Here is a 20,702-nt window from a genome sequence, read left to right as displayed (position 1 = left end):
ATTCTTCATCTTTAATTTATTCTACGCAATTACCACTCAACAGGTTTCCTGCTTACGGGCATGGTCATACATCGGGCGCCGCCGCCTCCGCGGGGAAGCTCGGAGCCGTCGATGGTCACCACGTATTTCTTATAGTCGTCGACCTTTATCTTACACTTGACCAGGTCGTTGGCTTTCAATATTTCGTAGCCGCTGTTGTTGAGGGCTTCGAGGGTTTTGCTGTTGCGGGCGTAGCCGATAATTTTGCCCGGCCCGACAGCAAAGAAGTTGGCGCCGCTGTGCCACTGTTCGCGTTCCTGTTGCCAGCGATCCTCCGGACCACCGCACAGCACCGGCATGAGGTCCATCCCCAGCTTCTTCAGCGCCTGCAGCAGGTTCTCCTCCTCGCGGATGTATTTTACCTGCCCGCCTTCCACATAGATATGAACGGTCTGGTATTTGTTCATCTTCATGATCACCGGCTCATAGATCATGCACTGGTCGCGGTCGAGCAGGGTAAACACCATGTCGAGGTGAATGAACGACTCGGGGGTGAGCGGGATCTCCTGGACCAGGATATGCTGTTTTTCTTTTTTGTGCTTCAGTTGCTGGATGATGAAATCGATGCCCTGGCTGGAAGTGCGCGAGCCGATGCCACACAGCAGGATGTCGTCGCGTGCGATGAGCACGTCGCCGCCTTCGATGGCAATGCCTTTGATCCCGCTGTTATGCGGGTTGATGGTCTTGGTGCTGAAGGCGGGATGGAAGTCGAAAAGGGCTTCCATGATCAGCGATTCGCGCAGCCGTATGGGCGAGGCCATGCTGCCCACCAGCACATTGTCGTAAACGGAAATGGCGGCATCGCGGGTGAAGAAGAAGTTATGCAGGGGACGGAGTGAAAAACGCTCCTTGCTCAGGAAGTTGGTCAGGCTGTCGTTGATGAGGGGCACGCCCTCGATGAGGGCCGCCGCCAGGGCGGTTTCGTCCATAGCCATCAGATGGTCGCCAATGCAGCCGGCTTCTTCGTTGCGGCAGACCTTCTTCACCAGGCTATCCTTTACCTTCTCGTTGCGCAGGATCTCGCGCAACAGGTCTTTCACTTCAAACACTTGCGAATGAAGCTTCAGCACACTTTTAAACTGGTTGTACTCTTTGGTGGCCACGCCCAGGTTGAGGATGTCGCTGTAAAGCGCCCGTTCCGCGTTTTCCGGGGTCATGTTCTCAACTTCCGGACCGGGGGTGTGGATCACCACGCCTTCCAGTTCACCAATCTCGGAGTTGATCTGGGTGGGTAAATTTACCTGCATGACATTGGTTTTTGTTTAACGCATTGATTTAACGGGTGTAAAATTAGCAATTTAAACCTAGCGGACCAGGGTGACGTCGCCTACCATATTGAGGGGCTTGCCGTTACTGCATACGCCGGAGAATTTCCAGACATAGACGTCGGTGTTGCCGAGCTGGCCCCGGTAATAGCCATCCCATCCTACATAGGGGTCATCGCTGTAAAAGATCAGCTCGCCCCACCGGTTGAATATCTCGAGTTCATAGCGTTTCATCTCTCCCATATTGGGGTCCATTTTGGGATAGAACACTTCGAAGGTGGTATTGTCAAGGTCGTAGGGGTCGCAGGCACCGCCGTGGGGGCCTGATTCCTGCGGGGTGAAGGCGTTGGGGAATACCACGGTACAGGCAGTCTGCACCAGTAAGGCATTGTCCAGCTGCAGGGTGTCGAAGCATTGCGGCTGGGTATCGGTGGCCACCGCCAGCGTGATGGTATAGGTGTTCGGGTACTGGTACCAGTGCACGGGTTCAAATTCCACGCTGGTGTTGCCATCGCCAAAGTCCCAGTGATAGAAGTCGGCTCCCACCGAATGATTCAGGACCTCGAGGGGTTCATAGGGAATCTCGATGAGGGGCTTGACCAGCGAGAAGTCGGCCACGGGATTGGCGTGGACGGTGACATACTGGTAGGTGGTGTCGCTGCCTCCATCGCCATAGGCCACCAGCTGAATCTCGTAAAGGCCGGGATCCATGAACAGGTGGTGGGGCTCTTCATCGATGGAGAAGGAGCCGTCGCCAAAGGTCCACAGATAGCTGTGGGCATGCTGTGAGAGGTTGTAGAACTGCACATCAAAGGGTGCACAGCCCTGGGCTGAAGGCGAGAACTGCGCCAGTGGCACCGGTGAGGTGATGGTGATCTCCTGGCTGTAGCTGCTGGTGCAGCCCTGGTTCTCCACTTCCAGGTCGATGGTGAAGGTCCGGGTGCTCAGGTCGCTGATGTCCCACTCCCCATAAGTATAGTCGAAGGTGTCGGGCGAAGTGGTTTCCTGTCCGTTGCCGTCGCCAAAGCTCCAGTGGTAGTTCCAGTAACCGGGTTTGCTCAGGTTATCCAGCGAGATGGTTCGCGAGGGATAGACCTGGATTTTTGGGGTGGCATCGAATTTGGCTAGCGGGCTTGGAAAAACAGTGATGTCGAGCCAGGTGGTGTCCTTGCAGCCAAAGAGGCTGGTGCCTTCCATCTGCACGGTGAAGACCGCATTGTCGGGACCTTCGTTGGTGAAGGCGTGCCAGGGGTTGGCACCTGCCGTGCCGGTGCTGTCGCCAAAGTCCCAGACATATTCCTGGGTGAGTTCTGATTGGTTGACAAATTGCACTTCAAAGGGTGAACAGCCTTCCACCACACCATCGGAAGTGGTGAAATCAGCCTGAACCTCCGGGTAGACGGTGATGGACTGCATGCTTTGATCCACACAGCCGAATTCGTTTTCCACGTTCAGCCAGAGGGAATAATGGAGGGGCGCACCGGTGGTGTTGTGCCAGGTATGACTGAAGGCTGAATCGCTTCCGTCGTAGGTGGCATTACCCAGATCCCAGTCGTAATTGAGGGCCCCTTCGGCCAGGTTGTAGATCTCCGTGCTGAAGGGTGAACAGCCGCTGCGGCTCAGTAAGTCGAAGTTCGACAGGGGCAATGGCAGCACCGTTATGGTATCGGTGGTAAGGTCGGAACAGCCCCAGTCATTTTCTGAGTAGAGCGTTACCACAAAAGATTCCGGTTCGGTGTAGCTGTGATTCAGGAACAGGTGCGTGGGGTTGAGCTGCTGTGAATTGTTGCCCTCACCAAAGTTCCAGAGGGTATTGGTGGCGCCTACCGACAGGTTTTCAAAGTCAACATTCAGGGGATGGCAACCTTCGATTTCCGAAGCAAAGGCGGCTTCCACCTCCGGGTAAACGACAACGACCTGTTCATACGACCGGGTACAGCCCAGGTCATTGGTGCCCTCCAGATGAATGATGTACTGGGCCGGATCGTTGCCTGCCGGGTTCTGGTACCCGTAAGGGATCTGCAAGTCGTTGTTTGTCATGGCCGGACTGCCATCACCGAAATCCCACACATAGGAAGTCCCTCCCAGGGAAGCGTTATCAATGACAAAGTCGTGGGGGGAACAGCCGACAGGGTCTGAAATGTTGAAGGTGGTCAGGGGAGCCGGCTGGACAGTGATCTCCAGGGTTTGCACATCACTGCAGGCGTTGGCATTCATGGCCATGAGTTCCACGGTATAGGTCACCGGATCGGTATAGCTCTGGTTGAGGAAAGTGTGGCTGTGCTGTCCTTGCCCGGTAGTGCTTTCAAACCCATCGCCATAGTTCCAGAAGTAATTGGCATAAGCTGAAGCCCCTTCGGAAAGGTTGGTGAACTCCACGGTCAGCGGGTGGCAGCCGTCAAGAATGGAGGCCTCAAAAGCTGAGACGATCTGTGGATAGAGTGTCAGTTGATGTGTCAGTGAATCGGCGCATCCGTAATCGTTGCTTACCAGTAATTGAATATCAATGGTTTGCATATCGTTGCCCGGGGCCAGGGTATAGGTATGGCTGATGGTGCCTCCCCCCTCGGTGGAAAATTCTCCGTCGCCAAAAGTCCAGTAATGGCTGGTGGCGCCTTCCGACTGATTGGTGATCTCCAGGTCGAAGGGGGTACAGCCTGCCAGATCCGACAAGAGGAAGCTTGGGTCAGGGACCGGATGGACCGTAATGGTTTCTGTCGAAATGGCATGACATCCGTAAATGGATTCGGCCCGGAGGCTGACCTGGTAGTCAAGGTTCTCGGTATGACTGCTGTTGTTGAAGGTATAGGCGGGGTTGGCGATGGCAGAATAACCTTCTTCGCCAAATTCCCAGCTGAAATAATGCGCTGTGGCACTGGAATTGTTAGTAAAGTTTACGGAAAGGGGATGGCAACCCTCGGTTACGGAGGTGAAGGCAGACTGTACTTCCGGGTAAACGGTAATGGTCCGTTCCAGGGTATCCATACAACCAAATGGGCTTTCCACAACCAGCGTCAATTGATGGGTCACAGGCTGGTCGGTGGTATTGGTGAAAGTGTGGGTGAGGCTGGCGCCACCTTCTGTGGAAGGCGCACTGCCATCGCCAAAATCCCAGGCAAACAGGCTGGCACCTCTGGAGGCGTGGGCAATGTTGACGGTGAAAGGGCTGCAGCCTTTAGCGGTGTCAACAGTGAAGAGGGCCTCCACGGCGGGATACAGCTCAATCTCCATGGTACGGGTGTCGTTGCACATAAAGGACGACTCAGCATACAGGCTTACCGTATAGGTCTCCATGGTGCTGTAGTTCTGGTTCTCAAAAACGTGTCCCGGATTTTCTTGTGAAGAAGATCCTCCGTCACCGAACTCCCAGAGATAGGTATGCGCGTTGGCCGATTGATTGGAGAAGTCTATGGCCAGGGGCTGACATCCAGTGGTATCACTGGCGGTAAACATGGCCGTCACCTCAGGATTCACCGTTATGGGCAATTCCTTGCGGCTTATACAGCCCTGTTCATTGCCTACTTCCAGGATAAGGATATAGTCGATGGGGTCGGGACCAGGGTTCTGAAAAACATGATCCAGCTGGGATGTATTGCCCAAAGGAGTCGTTACACCATTTTCGTTCAGGGTCCAGCTCCAGCTGTTGATGTTCCCGGAAGAAGTGTTTGTGATGTTGGTTTGATGAGGTGCACAGACCACTGCCGGCATAAAGTCGAAACCGGCTTTTACTTCCGGGTGCACGACAATATCCACATAGGTGGTATCGTAACAGAAGTTGTCGTTTGAGGCCACCTGCATCACCGTATAGGTAATGGTCTGATCGGTTTGGTTTTCAAAGGTATGGACGGGGTTTTTCTCTTCAGAGGTACCTCCGTCATCAAAGTCATAGAAATAGTTGTATGCGGCGCCTCCGCTTTCATCGGTGAAGGTGACGGTCAGCGGGGCACAGCCTTCGTTGACGCTGGCCCTGAAGTCCGATTCCAGGAAAGGATAAACCTCTATTTCTACCTGCATGGTGTCAGCGCACCCCTGGGGGTTGGTCACGATCTGAGAGATGATGTAGGTCAGCGGATCCGCGGTGTTGTTGTTAAAGGTGTGCTGCAGGATCGTATCGCTTGAATTGAAGCCTGGGGTGCCATCCCCGTAATTCCAGGTCTCGGTGATATTGAGCCCCAGGGCATTGTTGAAGATCTCGGCCTCATAGGGGCTGCAAGCCGTCACGGGCATCAAGCCAAAGCCTGCTTCCAGGAACGGCCTGACAGTGACTTCGATGGTGTCGCGGCTCAGGCACATAAAATTGCCTGACATGGCCGAGAGGATTACCGTAAAGGTGATGTTCTGATCGGTATGGTTAGTAAAAATATGTTGAGGGTCGGTTTGCGTGGAAAAACTGCCGTCACCAAAATCCCAGAGGTAGAAGGCCACAGGGCCAGTGGTCTGGTTGGTGAACTTCACAGGGTAGGGGGCACATCCGATCAGATCCTGATCTATCACGTTGAACCTTGCTATGGTGGGCGGGATGACTTCAATGATACGCGTGCGGTTGTCGGTACAGCCATTATCGGTGTTGGTGGCCGTTAGGGTAACAGGTACCAGGCGAGTGACATCGGGAATGCTGAAATTGTATTGAAATGGATCAGCAGGGTTGGTCACCGTGGCTTCCGTGCCGATTTGCCATACGAAATCATTTGTATTCTCAGAGAGGTTCAGAAACGTCACCTCATTCATCTGGCAAAAATCCTGTTGGGCATAGAATTTGGCCAGCGGGCGTGGATAGACCTCAAGATATTGCGACTGTATGCTGCGGCAGTTGCCTTCCACCACGGTATAGCTGATGGTATGGAAGCCTTCGCCCAGTTCCAGGGGATTTACACTGGTGATGTTGTGGATATTCATTGTTGGCAAAGAGAAATAGCCGCCATCCGGTGAAGCGCCTGTCAGTTCGTAATAGGTCTCGTTTCCGCAGACCGGGTCAAAAGGCTCAAGAGTGACCACCGGCAGTGGAATGACCTCTACTGTAATGTAACGGGTGACAGGCCTCCCATTGGGGTTGGCGACATCGAGCACCTGCACCTGGTAGGTTGTGGTTACATCAGGGATATGCCAGAATGAAAGATCATCGGAAAGGTGTTGGGGGGGGACGGCGGTATAGTCATACCAGTCGATGATATAGCTCCCGGATCCTCCTGTCGGAAGGACAAACAGGTTCACCGAGTCCTGCTGACAGATTGTGGTTTCGCTTGCAACGGTATGTACTACGCTAAGTTGGCCCCCGCTGACGAACACAGCCATCTGGTCCGTGCTCTGGCAACCGGTATTGGGGTTGGTCACCGTGAGGGTAAACAATTGCGATTGAGTAAGGGCGATGGTGTTGGTATTGGGTTGATCCGGGTTTTGCACATAAGCCGAAGGGCTCCAGCTATACTGATAAAGGCTGGTGTTTGCTCCCACCGCATTTAGCGGGGCGCTGGTGCTTTGCGGGATGGTGATGTCACCTCCTGCATTGACGGGGGGCAGGGGGTCGATGTGTACCTGGGCCTGATCCTCGGCGGGGCAGCCTTCAGGGGTCGTATAGCGGTAAGTAATGTCATAGGAGCCCGGGCTGCTCAGGTCGGTATCGAAGAGGTTTGCGCTTACAAAGGTTCCGAAGTAATCACCCCCGGCTGGTTGCCCGCTGTGCAACGGAATCAGGCCCGATTCATCACAAAAGGTCATATCAGAAACGGTGACGGTGGGTGTTTGATTGACAGTAATCGTCTGGGTGGCCGTGGCAGCACAGGTGGCTCCCGGCCCACCATATACATAAGTCACTTCATAGGACCCTGGTCCTACTTCGCCCGGCTCGAGCCAAAAGGACTGGGCACCATCAATGTAGTAGCTTCCTCCGGAGGGATACCCTCCCGTCAGCAGGATCATGTCATCAGCGGTACAGGCGTGATCAAAGGGTTCAAGGGTAACGTTGGGGGTATAGTTTTGGGCATTCAGGTGGCCCAGGAAAGTAGCTGTGGTAGTTGCCGTGCGGCAAAAGGTTATGGTGTGAGGTCCTGGGCCGTCCAGGCAAATGGTTACCGGATCATTTTCATAAACCGGCCCGAAGTTCATGCAATCGACATAATAATTGACCTGCCCCCAGGAGCCTCCCTGCCGCAGCAGGTTGATGACAACGGCATTGGCACCGGGATGAAGCGTCACCTCATAGCTGAAACACTGGGTGCCGGCGGATACTCCGCAGCACTGTCCCGAAGGGGTAAAGTATTCGGGGTTAGACCAGCTGGCATTCACACTGGCGGAAAGGTCCACCGGGAAAGAGGTACACGACTGGGCATTGGCCTGGCTGGGGGTAATAAGCCACCCGGCCAGGAGAGTCAGTATTAAGGCTGACTTCCTGACCTTCAAGGGGAGGGGGTGGCAAATATTTTTTAATCCTAACAACAATTGCATAAGTATCCTCCGGTTTTCCCATTTAACCCTAGCGGCGATTCGTCACGATCAGTTTCCGGGTAATGACACCCTGTTTCCCGCTAAGCCTGATATAATAAAGCCCTGGCTGCAACCTGCCTGTTTGGATTTTCTCCTCCAGGAGTCCGGTCATCTCCAGTTCCCTTTCCAGGATCCGGCTTCCGGTCTGATTCAATAGCTCAAGGCGCAATGCTTCCATGTTCTCCTGCACAATGCGAACGGTGACTTCTTCCCGGGCGGGGTTGGGATACACCGTTACGTCCGTCCCGGGAATGCCTATCAAGGGCACGCCTGTGCTTTCACCCACATACAGCGTGTCACCATTTTGACAGCCATAATGATCGGTCACCATCACATAATGCCATCCATATTCGTATACGTTGTAGATTTGGTTGGTGTTACCATCCTGCCACAGATAACCTGAAAAACCAGGACCTGCATCCAGGAACACCGTATCGGGTAAGAGGGTATAGATGTCGTCTCCGAGCTCGACAAAGGGCAGGCCAGGAGCTTCCACCACGTTCAGGAAGTTGTTGTTTTCATCGCTAACATCCGGTTCGTCAATGAACACTTCCACATCAAAAGTTCCGGTGCCTTCCAGGTTAGCACCCTGCGAGAAGGCAAAGGTGCGGAACTGCCCGGGGCCAAGGCTTGAATTGAGTGTGAAGTCCTGGAAAGTTGCCGGGTTTTCATTCACGCTGTAGCCGATGCGGAATTTCCTTCCTGACTGGAAGGTGTCGGGGCCGTTGTTGCGCATCACAAATACAACCTGTTCGCTGGTGCTGAGCGTACAATTGCTGAGGGGCGACAGCAGATCGTAGACTTCCAGGTCCCAGGCCACCACCATCACTGAGTCGGTGTTTGCGCAGCCGTTGTTGTCGGTAACAGTAACGTGGTACCATTGTGAATAAGGGGAGGTGATGACATATTCCGTCCCGGTTGAACCATCGTTCCAGTAATAGGATTCGTAGGTCTCGGTGAGTTGAAGGACCTGTCCCACGGGTTCGGCATTAAAGATCGTATCTCCCAGCTCGGGTTGTGGCAAGGGATTGATGTTCACGATGCTTTCAAGGGCATCATTTCCGGCATTTTCATCGGCAGGATGTTCCAGCCAGAGATCAAAGCGGGCTTGAGTAATTTCAGCCAGCGTCAGGGTCCCGGCAAAGGTGAATGAGTGGGTTTCACCGGGTTGAAGCGTCTGGGTCGTTGTAAACTGTTCTGAAGCCATGGGCTCATCATCGACATTGTAATGAATGGTGAGCTCTTCACCCTGCGGCACAACGACATTCCCAGCATTTACAATTTGTACTATTACCGGGGCATCAATAAATTCGTTTGCACAGCCATCCGTTGGGGTTACCAGTGCTTCCATGCCAAGGTCCATTAATTCAGGAGTCACCTGGATGCTTCCGGTGGTTTCGCAACCAAAGTCGTTGAATACTGTTATTTGGTAAGTCCCCCAGCTGGTAATGGAGATGGTTTGGGAAGTAGCTCCCGTACTCCATTCATAGCTGCTGTGACCGGGGCCAGCATCCAGAATGACCGTATCAGGTTGATTGGTTACAACCATTTCAGGGATATCCAGGATAGGATATCCATGGATCACCAGGGATTTCTGAAAATCATCATTGGCTGGATTTGCGTCCCGGGTGGTAATTTCTGCTGCCAGGGAATAGGTGCCCTGATCCTGAATGCTCAGCGTATGTTGCAGGGTGTGATTCAGGGTTTGTCCTGCTGCCCAGTCAGATTCCAGCGTGAGGATCTCTTCGGCTTCCAGGAGTCCATCGACATAAAGGGTTATGCCAAAGGTTTTTCCTGCTTCAAAGGGATCCACTCCGTGATTGTGGAGCGCCAGGGTCACAGGCTCGCTTTCGTCGAGGGCACAGGCATCTCCCGGGGAGACGATCTGGGTAATACCTGCATCAAAGGTAGCTACTACCACTTCAGCTGTGGCGCTGCAATCCTGGCTGTCGAATACGGTAACCCAATAAGTTTGGGTGTTGGGGCTGGTGACCTGGAAGGTTTGGTTGGTCGAGCCATCCTGCCAGATATAGTTGGCATAGCCTGGTCCCGGATCGAGCAGCACCGTGTCGGGCATCAGAGTGTAAATGCTGTCGCCCAGGCTTACGGTGGGATAACCCAGTGAACTGACCAGGGAGTGAATGCTGTCATTGGCGGAGTTGGCATCGTGCAGCTGGTGAGAAACATCTACCTGGTAGTCGCCATCGGCAGAGAGGTTCACGACACTGTTAAAGGTAGCCACGGTAGATTGACCCGGATTCAGGTTTTGGCTTAGCTGCCAGGTTTTGTCTTCCAGCCACTGGTTTTGGAAATAGAGGCGAAGGGGAATCTCCGTCCCGGTTTCAAAGGCATCGGGGCCTTCATTGGTGATCTCTACCTTGACCTGTTCGCCCTCGGGGGCCTGGCACCCATTGAGTGGGGCTACAATGGCTGTCAGTCCCAGGTCATACGTAACGACGCGGATGCTGTCGGTGGCTGTACAAGCGTTGGTATCTCCCACCGTAACCCAGTAAATCTGGGTGTTGGGGCTGGTCACCTGGAAGGTCTGGTTGGTTGAGCCATCCTGCCAGAGGTAGGAAGCATGGCCTGCTCCAGCATCCAGCACCACGCTCAGCGGCTGGGTGGTATAGATGTCTTCTCCAAGGTCGACCACCGGCGTTCCAAATACTTCCACTGTTACTGAAAGGGTATCGTTGAAGATGCCTGGGCTGAAAAAGTCATCATCACCCTCCAGCAAGGTATAGGCAGTCAGGTTGTACATCCCTATTGCCGACATGTCGAAAGCCTGCGAAAAAGTAAATAAAGCATTCTCTCCTGGAGAGAGCGCTTCTTCCACAGTTAATGTCTCCAGAAGGCTAATGTTTTCAGTATGGTAATCGAGCCCCACGGGAATTTGTGTGCCAGCCGGGATGGTGTTGATCCCCAGGTTTTCAACAGCAACGGTAACATTCTGAACATCGCTGAGGCTGCAGCTGGTGAGGGGTTCCATGAATGCGGTTACACCCACATCATGCTGCGCCCCATAAACGCTGACCATGTCAAAAGCCACGCCTTCAAAATCGAGGGCGACTTCCTGGGAAGCGAAGATCAGCCTGAACCTAACAGAGCTCTGGTTGCCAACCTCTTCGGGCAATACAATGCGCGGGTTCAGCCAGCCATTGCTAAGGCCGCTCCAACCCCTTCCGTTGCCAGTCTTGCTGGCCAGGGCCGAAATATTGTTGTGGTTATACCAGTACCAGGCCAGGTCGGGGCTGCGGGGCTCCAGGCGAGACCAGGTTTGACCACCATCAATTGAATAATCGATGGCAGCGCCGTCAAGGCCATTGGGGAGATGGTAATTCAGGAAGAAATCAAGCACGGGGTTGGGCATCCCGCTGAAGTCGAAGCAGGGGCTTTCCACCCAGGATAGTTCGTTGGGTTGGTAATTTCCGAAAGGGTTGGTAACCCACGAGAAGCTGCCTGAGGCTGCCTCATCGATTACTCCTCCCATAGGGGTTCCCAGGATCAGTGAGCTGTTGTCACCATAGGAAGCCCAGTAATGGTCGCTCTCCTGAAAGTCTTCGGAATAGGCAGGAATGAAAACAGGCAAGGAGAATACACTGGTTTGCAGCAGGTCGTTGGTGTCATCCTGATCGCCTGCCAGTTCGGTTTTGAGCAAGATGTTATCATAAATTCCCGGGACAGAAAAGTCAGCGCGGGGGCCAAAGGTGAAGTTATGGCTTTCCCCGACGGGGATGGAAGTCCTGAGGGTATCGCGTTGCCAGCTTTGCCCGTTATCAATGGAATAGGCCACCGGAATCACGGAAGGGGTGGCGCTGGCGCCAAAATTGGTGATGGTAACCGTGACTTCTTCCTGGCTGGTAAGGTTGCACGTATTGAAGGGGGCGATGAGGGCGCTGATGCCCACATCGGTGGTAACATAGGTTCCTGTCACCACCAGGTTGTCAAGGTGCCATCCGCTCTGCAGGTTGGTACCGCCAGTCTCACCCAGGGTGAAACGGAAGCGAACGGAGGGCTGACGGTTTGCCCGGGGAACTACGTAAGAGATCTGGTTCCAGGTCGAGGTATTTTGAACCTGCTGGTTGTCCCAGATTGTAGTCCAGGTGACACCATTATCTGTACTGATATCGATGCTCGCATTGTCAAACAGGTGCACATTCAGCCAACGTTGAAAACTAAGTCTTACATCTGCATAAAAATCCGTGCTGATCTCAGGTGTGGTAGCTACATAAGCCAAGGGGGGGAGCATGGGCTCGTAGTTCCCTGGATAGGTCCCAAGACCAGTTATGTCTGTTCCGATGACTTTGGTGCCGCTGACGGCAAAGTCGGGACCAGCGGGTCCTGAAGTGTTCGACTGGGTTTCCTGTTGGCCTCCCAGTCCCTGAGGCTCTGCACGCTGCCACTCGCCGGTAAGCGACCAGCCTTTGTCCAGTTCGAAATCATCGTAGAAAATGGTTTCGTAAATCTTCCTTGTTCCTGTAGGATCCTGTTCTGCTGAAGGATGGGCTTGCCCGTTTACGGTAATGCCATTGGCGGGCAATTTGACATCTATATAATTCCCGGGCTGGGCATTCGTGCCAACATCGCAGGTCACCCATAAATAGGAATAGCCCGTGGGAAGGGTGTGGTTCAACTGGTTGAAAATAACCTGTCCGTTTGAGAAGCTTTGAGCGGTGCCCAATTGATGGGGGTTGGTGAAGTTCTCATTGGTGGTATACCATAATTTCACTCCCTGCGGGGGAATGTCAGCATCGCTGGTATTCAGGGACACCACCTTAAAACTTTCAAGGGTCAGGGTGCCGGTATTCCCGATGACCCTCAGTTCTGTCTTCAGTACTTCATTGTTTTGCGATCCGGTATGAACCAGGAAGGTGGTGGGCTGATAGCTGTTGACTGCCGAAAGTTCCCGGGGCAAGGTTCCGGTTTCAACAATGGTTACTTCATCCACACATACACTTCCTCCCAAACCCTGGCCGGAGTGTCCTTCAAATGCCAGATAAAGGGTATTGGTGCTTCCGGGGAGAGATAAAACCCTTTCAATCCATTGGTTTACGGGATTCTGGTAACTGGCAATGAGGGTCCAGGGGCCTGTAGGGCTGGTGGCAATGTAAACCCCCAGTTTGGCATTGGAGCCATCACGAGGCACCTGGGCATGCCAGAAGGTCAGTTCAGGGTTAACGGCAAATTCAAGGTCAATGGCAGGGGTGATCAGACGGCTGATATAGGGATTAAAGGAAGGTACCCTGAAAAAGGCGTTCCGTTCTCCAAAGGCTGCCGTGTCGGGCAATCCAACCTGGCCCTCTGGAAAAGGTCCTGCTCCTTCCCCAATTAGCCAGCTTTCGTTACCCACCACCATGGCGTTGACCCAGCCTGTTGGAAGGTTCTCACCGTTGTCCTCAAATCCTTCGTAAAAAAAGGTGGTGTTTTGCGCTGATGCGCCAATATGAAGAATCAGCACAAGAAATAATGCTGAAACGCTTCCGTGAAGAAATCGTAAAATTCGCCCCATGTTGGAATACTTTGCTGACGTTTTTCCTGCTTGTCACGACACAACTTGCCGGAAGACATCAATTTTTTGTAAAATTATTTGTTGTAATCGCCTATTAAGTCAGCGTTTTGTGTATTTTCCCTAAGACAAAAACAGGCAATTCTAACCGGTGGAAAACTACGGGTATTTTATCCGCTGGCATGTGGCAGGAAAATGTCAGGAAAATAATTGCTAAACTTGCACCTTTTCAGCCTGGCTTGTTTTTTGCATGGGGAGTTCAGGAATGTCATTCAGTTTATCTGAGACACAAACTTTTTATGACTTTCCGGGTTTCGTTTTAGTGAAGCAAAAGGTCAGCTCAAGATGGCCCTGGTTATGTGGGTATCAAAATTATATATCGGTTAAATTCTTATTATCGAAATGGCACAAAAAATCAATTCAACTGAAAATAATCCTCTGTTTAAAGAATTTTGTACGTCTTTTGGCACGCCCCCCTTTGGTGAGATTAGAACAGAACATTATGTTCCGGCTTTCAGGGCAGGCATCGAGCTGGGTTTAAAGGAGGTTGAAGGCATTGTAAGCAATGCAGCAGCCCCTGATTTTGATAACACCATTGCAGCCCTTTCGCATAGCGGCAGGATGCTGGACTGGGTGAGCAATGTTTTTTATCCCCTGAATGATGCCGAGACCAGCCCGGAGATGCAGGCCATCGCAAGGGAAGTAGCCCCCCTTCTCGCCGATTACCACAACGACATACTGTTTAACCAGGCACTTTTTGAACGGGTGCAGCTTGTTTATGCAAAGCGGCAGGGATTGGGAATCAATGCGGAAGAAATGACCCTGCTGGAGAAAACCTATAAAATGTTCGTCAGGAACGGTGCCGGGCTGGATGACACCAGGAAGGCCAGGTTGCGGGAGATCTCCAGGCAGCTGAGTGAATTGTCACTGAAATTTGATGACAATGTTTTGGCGGAAACCAATGACTGGTTCCTTCAGCTTGAAGATCCTTCAGACCTTTCAGGATTGCCCGAATCGCAGCTGGAAGCAGCTGCAGAAGAAGCAAAAAAGCGGAATTTATCGGGTTGGGTGATTACCCTGAAAGCCCCAAGCATGTGGCCTTTCCTGCAATATGCCGACCGCCGGGAATTGCGCGAAAAGGTATTCAGGGCAGCCAACCAAAGGGGATACCGTGGAAACCAATACGACAACCGGGAGGTGGTGAGGCAGATCGCCAACCTCAGGCTTGAAAGGGCACGCATCCTGGGATATGAGACCCATGCTCATTTTGTGCTGGAAGAACGCATGGCCGGTACCCCGAAAGCTGTTAACGATTTTCTTAAAGAATTGCTGGAAGCGGCTAAACCTAAAGCCTTGAAAGACCTGGATGAGGTGCAGCAACTGGCCCTTACACTGGGGGCAGATCATCTGATCGAATACTGGGACTGGTATTATTATGCAGAGAAAATGCGTAAGGCAAGGTTTGACTTTGATCAGGAGTTGCTGAGGCCTTATTTTGAACTGGAACAGGTGAAAAAAGGGGTATTTGAATTGGCCGGAAAGCTGTGGGGCCTGCGCTTTGTTCCCAACCAGGATATCCCGGTTTATCACCCTGAGGTAACCGCCTATGAAGTATACGATGAACAGGACACATTCCTGGCTATTTTATTCCTGGATTTCTTCCCACGCGAAGGAAAAAGCGCCGGGGCCTGGATGACTGGCTTCCGTGAACAGGAACGGATTGATGGTGTCGATAATAGACCCCATATTTCCCTTGTTTGCAACTTTACACGCCCATCGGCAACCAAGCCTTCCCTGTTGACCCACGGGGAGTTTAACACCTTCCTGCATGAATTTGGCCATGCCCTTCACGGGATGTTTTCGCAGGTGACTTATGCCGACTTGTCGGGGACCAGCGTTTTCCGCGATTTTGTGGAGCTGCCCTCCCAGATTATGGAAAACTGGGCCGTGGAAAAGGAATATCTCGACCTTTTTGCCAGGCATTATCTTACCGGTGAAAAAATCCCAGCCGAAATGCTGGAGAAGATTGTGGCCACCCAGAACTTTCACGCAGCCTTTGCGGCAATGAGGCAACTGGGCTTTGGCCTTAACGACATGGCCTGGCATAGCATTACAGAACCCGTTGAGGGGCCTGTAAAGGCATTTGAGGCAGCAGCCATGGAACCCGCCAGGCTGTTCCCGCCCGTTAGCGATACGCTGATCAGCGCCTCCTTTGCCCATATTTTTGCCGGAGGATACGCTGCCGGTTATTATGGTTATAAATGGGCTGAGGTCCTGGATGCCGATGCCTTTAAACTGTTTAAGGAGCGGGGGATTTTTGACCGGGAAACGGCAGGATCATTCCGCGAGCACATCCTCTCAAAAGGCGGAAGTGAGCATCCCATGCTGTTGTATAAACGTTTCAGGGGAAGTGAACCCACCATTGAAGCCCTATTGGAAAGGGAAGGACTCAGCTAGTATTTTTGTTGTAATTTTGAAGCCTATTCATTGATGAAATCAAAACCTCTTCACCTATGATGCAGATTCTGATTTTGGGTTCAGGCGGACGGGAGCATGCCCTGGCCTGGAAAATTGCCCAAAGCCCCCGTTGCAGCAGATTGTTTATTGCACCAGGAAATGCCGGAACCTCACTGGTGGGCGAAAACATTGAACTCGCAATCAATGACTTTGAAGCTGTGGGGCAGTTCGTGCAGAAACACGGTATCGATATGGTTGTGGTGGGTCCTGAAGAGCCCCTGGTACGCGGAATCGCCGATTATTTTGCTGATAATCCCGATTTGAACCACGTTCTGATGGTGGGTCCCCGAAAAGCTGGTGCGGCACTTGAGGGAAGCAAAGCCTTTGCAAAAGAATTTATGGTGCGGCACGGAATCCCGACAGCCCGTTACCGTTCTTTTACAAAAGAAACGCTGGATGAAGGGAAAGCTTTCCTTGAAACCTTTGCGGCGCCTTATGTGCTGAAAGCAGATGGCCTGGCTGCCGGGAAAGGAGTGATTATTTGTGAAACCCTTGCAGAGGCCACGCAGACCCTGGAAGAGATGCTGCTGGAAGAACCCTTCGGGGAAGCTTCAGCTACGGTGGTGGTGGAGGAGTTCCTTCAAGGAATCGAATTGTCAGTGTTTGCCCTGACCGATGGACATAACTACCGCTTGCTTCCTTCGGCTAAAGACTACAAGCGGGTGGGTGAAAAGGATTCCGGACCCAATACCGGGGGTATGGGGGCGGTTTCCCCTGTGCCTTTTGCGGGGAAAGACTTTATGGATAAGGTTGAGAAGCGGATCGTAATCCCTACCATTGAAGGGCTGAAAAAGGAGAATATCCCCTATTGCGGATTCCTGTTCTTCGGGCTTATGAATGTGGAAGGCGATCCCTATGTAATTGAATACAATGCCCGCTTGGGTGATCCTGAAACAGAGGCGATCTTGCCTCGCATTCTATCCGATCTGGTGAGCCTGTTTGAAGCTGCGGCGAAAGGGACGCTCCACACCCAAACTGTTGAAATAATGCCCGATTATGCTGCGACCGTGGTGCTGGTTTCGGGTGGTTATCCCGGACCTTATGAAAAAGGCTTCATGGTTACCGGTCTTGAAAATGTCCATGATAGCCTGCTCTTTTATGCAGGCCTGAAAGGGGAGGGGCAGCAACCGCTTACCAGCGGGGGGCGGGTCATTGCCATTACTTCACTCGCAACGGAGCTGCCTGAAGCCTTGAAAATTTCTTACCACAATGCCAGCCTGGTGGATTATATGGGAAAATATTATCGCAGGGATATTGGAAAAGACCTTTTAGCAAAATAAAGATTAAAGTATGGTCATCCGGATTTTTAAGCGGAATGCACCAGCGATCCCCATCATGATTTTGGTTATGGGAATGCTGCTATGGGCTGATGGTTTCATTTTTTATAAAAAAGCTGTACCTGCAATTTTTGATCAGGGGCCCTTTTATAATTTGATAGGGGGGGTTAATCAGATCCATCCATTCTTCAGCAGGATGCTTGCTTTTCTTTTGCTTGTTTTGCAGGTATTTTTGCTGAATAATATGGTTCAGGCAAACAACCTGCTGGGCAAGCCCTCATGGTTGCCAGGCTTTATATACCTGCTTATGATGAGCAGTCATCCTGAATTGCTCCAGTTGCATCCTGTATTGTTTGCCAACTTTTTTTTGATGATCGCACTGGCCCGAACACTGGTAGCCTATTCCGAGGGGGCGGTGATGGTTGAAGTCTTTAATGTCGGTTTTTTGGTTGCATTGGCAGGTCTTTTCTATTATCCGGCACTTTTGTTTTTTACCTGGCTGATTTTAGCCATGCTGGTTTATTTTTTAATGAATATCCGCGGTATTGCAGCGGCATTGATGGGGTTTCTCAGCCCTTTCTTTTTCCTTTTTACTTATTATTACCTGACCGATCAACTCAGGGTTAGGATTGATGAAATGATCAATCATTTCTCCCCCTTTCAGATTTTTGAACATCCCCTCCCGGTCTTTTCCATTGTTCTGGCCATTGCCCTGGCTGCCATTGCCCTGTTTGCCTTCCTGAAAGTTTATCTCACTTATGTCAACGATAAACCAGTCAGACTAAGAAAGCGCTTCAAGGTGCTGGGGTATTTTTTTCTTGTTTCCTTGACGACCTTCCTGGTATTCAATAATAATTTCGAAGTGCATCTGGCCATGGTGATGATCCCGCTCAGTGTGGTTTTCTCACTATTCCTGCTTGAATTAAGAAAGAAATGGCTTGCCGAGCTATGGTTTTATGGATTTCTTTTCCTGATCATTGCCGGGAAAGTCCTTTACTGGGGTTATTGAAGCCTTTAAATGATTGGCTTTTGTATCATTCTCAGGGTTCTGAATCTCTCCCATTTCTCCGCTATCCTGTTTTTAATTTTTGCCTACCTTTGACGGATAAAAACTGGAACATATGAAATTCGGCGTGGTAGTATTTCCCGGGTCAAACTGTGATCATGACATGATCTATGTGCTAAAAAAGCTATTGAAGCAAGAAGTGGTGGACCTTTGGCATAAGGATCATGACCTGCAGGGATGTGACTTCATCATTCTGCCCGGGGGCTTTTCCTATGGTGACTATCTCCGCTCAGGGGCCATTGCCCGGTTTTCGCCCATTATGGAACAGGTGATTGCCTTTGCAAAAAATGGCGGCTATGTTATGGGGATCTGCAACGGTTTCCAGATTCTTTGTGAGGCCCAGCTGTTGCCCGGCGCACTCCTGCACAATACCAGCCACCAGTTTATCTGCCGGAATGCATTTATCCGGACGGAAACAAACCATTCTCTGGTGACTTCCGGGGTGTCAGAGGGCCAGGTCCTTAAAATCCCCATTGCCCATGGGGAAGGCAGATTTTTTGCTTCCGAAGAAACCCTTAAGCAACTTAACAATAACGATCAGGTCCTTTTCCGTTATTGCAATGAAAAGGGTGAAGTAACAGAAGAAGCCAATCCCAATGGCTCCTTGCAAAACATTGCCGGTATTTGCAACGAAACCCGCAATGTATTTGGCATGATGCCCCACCCTGAACGGGCTGCAGATGAAGAGTTGGGTAATATTGATGGGCGCTTGCTCTTCGATTCCATTTTAAATGCCCTCGCAAAAGCCTGATGGTTTCACCAGGCGGTTAATCTTCTGCTTATGGCTGAGAAAAAGATTTTGTTTCTGGTGGCTCATCGTCCCGGGCGCTCACCGGGACAGCGCTTCCGCTTTGAGCAGTATCTTAGTCACCTGGAAGCAAATGGCTTCAGATACCAAATCTCTTATCTGATCAGCGAAAAGGACGACGCTGCTTTTTATGCGCCCGGTAAGTTTCTGGCCAAAACACGGATTGTGCTGAAAAGCATCAGGCAAAGGCTTCGCGATATTAAAACCGCACACGATTTTGATCTTGTTTTTATTTACAGGGAAGCCCATATGCTCTGGTTCACCTGGTTTGAGACGCAGCTAAAAAGATTGGGCGCCAAAATAATCCTTGATTTTGATGACAGCATCTGGTTGAACGACACCTCTGATGGAAACCGGCAACTGGCCTGGCTTAAGCGCCCATCCAAGACCAGCGAAATCCTCCGCTTATGCGATATGGCCCTTGTCGGGAATGCTTTTCTGGCTGACTATGCCTCCCGATTTAATCGTAATGTCCATATTGTGCCGACCACCATCGATACTTCCTACTACCTCCCGGACAAAAAATTAAAGGGTGAGGCTGTTTGTATCGGGTGGACAGGCTCTTCCACTACGCTGAAACATCTGCAGGAGGCCCTGCCAGTGCTGCAGGAGTTGCGCAGGAAATATGGAGAAAAGGTCACCTTCAGGGTGATTTCCAACAAACCCTTTAAAGCTGACCTGCCGGGCCTTGAAAACCTTAGCTGGAATCGGGAAACCGAAGTGAGCGACCTCTATCCTGTCGATATTGGCATTATGCCTCTGCCTGACGACGAGTGGGCACGGGGTAAGTGCGGTTTTAAGGGGCTTCAGTATATGGCCCTCGAGATTCCTGCCGTCATGTCGCCAGTCGGGGTGAATACCGAGATCATCACCGATGGCGTCAATGGCTTTCTTGCCAGCAATAATCAGGAATGGATCGACAAGCTTTCCTTACTCATTGAATCGGCTGAATTACGGCAGAGGCTGGGAAAGGCAGGCAGACAGACCGTGGTCGAACGCTACTCCTTTGATTCGCAGAAAGACCGTTATCTGCAATTATTCAATAGCCTATGCGAACGCTGAACCGAGAACCCCTGCTGGAGAAATTCTCAAGGGAAAAGTTGGAAGCCGGCTGCGATGAAGCGGGGCGCGGCTGTCTTGCCGGACCGGTATTTGCTGCGGCTGTGATCCTGCCCGATAAGCCTTCGGAAGATTTATTGAACTTACTTGATGATTCAAAAAAAACAGGCATTGCCCTGCGCAATAAGCTGCGGCGAATGATTGAACAGGAAGCCCTGGCTTTTGCGGTATCTATGGTGAGTCCAGCAGAGGTTGACCGGATCAATATACTGAATGCAAGTATCCTGGCCATGCACCGGGCCCTGGAAAAACTGAGCCTGAAACCTGGTTTTATTGTTGTGGATGGCAATCGTTTCAAGCCTTTCGGCGATATTCCTCATCAATGTGTAATAAAAGGAGATGGAAAATATCTTTCGGTAGCGGCTGCCTCCATCCTGGCAAAGACCTGGCGCGATGAGCATATGCTTGGACTGCATTCCGAATTCCCGTCTTATCACTGGGATCAAAACAAGGGGTATCCAACAGCTTCCCATCTCAAGGCCTTGCAGACAGAGGGCCCCTGCAAATATCACCGCCTCTCCTACGGGCCTGTCCGGCAGCTGAAACTTGCCTTCTAGAACCAGGAAATTTTTAACTTTGCACCCCCTGCTTTTCCAGGGGAAATGCTTGCTTGAATTCAAATCCA

9 protein-coding genes are annotated in these 20,702 nt (G+C 51.6%); 6 read left to right on the top strand and 3 right to left on the bottom strand.

The window, feature by feature from the left end; genetic code table 11:
• Positions 1-29: 29 nt before the first annotated feature.
• From V2I46_06775 to V2I46_06765, 3 genes are read right to left on the bottom strand one after another with little or no spacing between them, the layout of a single operon-like run.
• A complete protein-coding gene (locus tag V2I46_06775; GenBank protein MEE4177198.1) occupies positions 30-1,286 on the bottom strand; it encodes an arginine deiminase family protein in 1,257 nt (418 codons plus the stop codon).
• A gap of 57 nt (positions 1,287-1,343) precedes the next feature.
• Entirely contained in the window at positions 1,344-7,745 is a 6,402-nt protein-coding gene (locus tag V2I46_06770; protein ID MEE4177197.1) for a PKD domain-containing protein, read from the bottom strand.
• A 28-nt stretch (positions 7,746-7,773) separates the two neighbouring features.
• Positions 7,774-13,293: a T9SS type A sorting domain-containing protein gene (locus tag V2I46_06765; GenBank protein ID MEE4177196.1), complete on the bottom strand. Its 5,520-nt coding sequence runs from the start codon at positions 13,291-13,293 to the stop codon at positions 7,774-7,776.
• Positions 13,294-13,692: 399 nt separating this feature from the next.
• Here V2I46_06765 and V2I46_06760 point away from each other — a divergent pair, with 399 nt between their 5' ends.
• The 6 genes from V2I46_06760 to V2I46_06735 all read left to right on the top strand — a co-directional run bounded on the left by V2I46_06760 (position 13,693) and on the right by V2I46_06735 (position 20,634).
• The gene (locus V2I46_06760) at positions 13,693-15,747 is read left to right on the top strand and encodes a M3 family metallopeptidase (GenBank protein MEE4177195.1); all 2,055 of its coding nucleotides are present in this window, start codon (positions 13,693-13,695) and stop codon (positions 15,745-15,747) included.
• Between the two features lie 59 nt (positions 15,748-15,806).
• Positions 15,807-17,087, top strand: coding sequence for a phosphoribosylamine--glycine ligase (gene purD, locus V2I46_06755; GenBank protein ID MEE4177194.1), 1,281 nt, complete (start codon positions 15,807-15,809; stop codon positions 17,085-17,087).
• 10 nt (positions 17,088-17,097) lie between these two features.
• Positions 17,098-18,093, top strand: a complete 996-nt coding sequence (locus V2I46_06750; protein ID MEE4177193.1) for a DUF6427 family protein — start codon at positions 17,098-17,100, stop codon at positions 18,091-18,093.
• Between the two features lie 112 nt (positions 18,094-18,205).
• Complete coding sequence (purQ, locus tag V2I46_06745) at positions 18,206-18,901, top strand: phosphoribosylformylglycinamidine synthase subunit PurQ (protein ID MEE4177192.1); 696 nt, start codon at positions 18,206-18,208, stop codon at positions 18,899-18,901.
• 30 nt (positions 18,902-18,931) lie between these two features.
• Positions 18,932-20,020, top strand: coding sequence for a glycosyltransferase family 4 protein (locus tag V2I46_06740; protein ID MEE4177191.1), 1,089 nt, complete (start codon positions 18,932-18,934; stop codon positions 20,018-20,020).
• Positions 20,008-20,634, top strand: a complete 627-nt coding sequence (locus V2I46_06735; protein MEE4177190.1) for a ribonuclease HII — start codon at positions 20,008-20,010, stop codon at positions 20,632-20,634. The genes V2I46_06740 and V2I46_06735 overlap by 13 nt, the downstream gene beginning before the upstream one ends.
• The last annotated feature ends 68 nt before the right edge of the window (positions 20,635-20,702 follow it).

The organism is Bacteroides sp., from assembly GCA_036351255.1.
In the GTDB taxonomy this organism is placed as follows: Bacteria; Bacteroidota; Bacteroidia; order Bacteroidales; family UBA7960; genus UBA7960.
The sequence above is the reverse complement of the archived record's forward strand: the minus strand, read 5'-3'. Positions and strand labels throughout refer to the sequence as shown.

Excerpts from the sequence above, each read along its gene's own strand:
- V2I46_06760 (MEE4177195.1), top strand. The coding sequence starts at position 13,693 with ATGGCACAAAAAATCAATTCAACTGAAAATAATCCTCTGTTTAAAGAA.
- purD (MEE4177194.1), top strand. The coding sequence starts at position 15,807 with ATGCAGATTCTGATTTTGGGTTCAGGCGGACGGGAGCATGCCCTGGCC.
- V2I46_06740 (MEE4177191.1), top strand. The coding sequence starts at position 18,932 with ATGGCTGAGAAAAAGATTTTGTTTCTGGTGGCTCATCGTCCCGGGCGC.
- V2I46_06750 (MEE4177193.1), top strand. The coding sequence starts at position 17,098 with ATGGTCATCCGGATTTTTAAGCGGAATGCACCAGCGATCCCCATCATG.
- purQ (MEE4177192.1), top strand. The coding sequence starts at position 18,206 with ATGAAATTCGGCGTGGTAGTATTTCCCGGGTCAAACTGTGATCATGAC.
- V2I46_06765 (MEE4177196.1), bottom strand. The coding sequence starts at position 13,293 with ATGGGGCGAATTTTACGATTTCTTCACGGAAGCGTTTCAGCATTATTT.
- V2I46_06735 (MEE4177190.1), top strand. The coding sequence starts at position 20,008 with ATGCGAACGCTGAACCGAGAACCCCTGCTGGAGAAATTCTCAAGGGAA.
- V2I46_06770 (MEE4177197.1), bottom strand. The coding sequence starts at position 7,745 with ATGCAATTGTTGTTAGGATTAAAAAATATTTGCCACCCCCTCCCCTTG.
- V2I46_06775 (MEE4177198.1), bottom strand. The coding sequence starts at position 1,286 with ATGCAGGTAAATTTACCCACCCAGATCAACTCCGAGATTGGTGAACTG.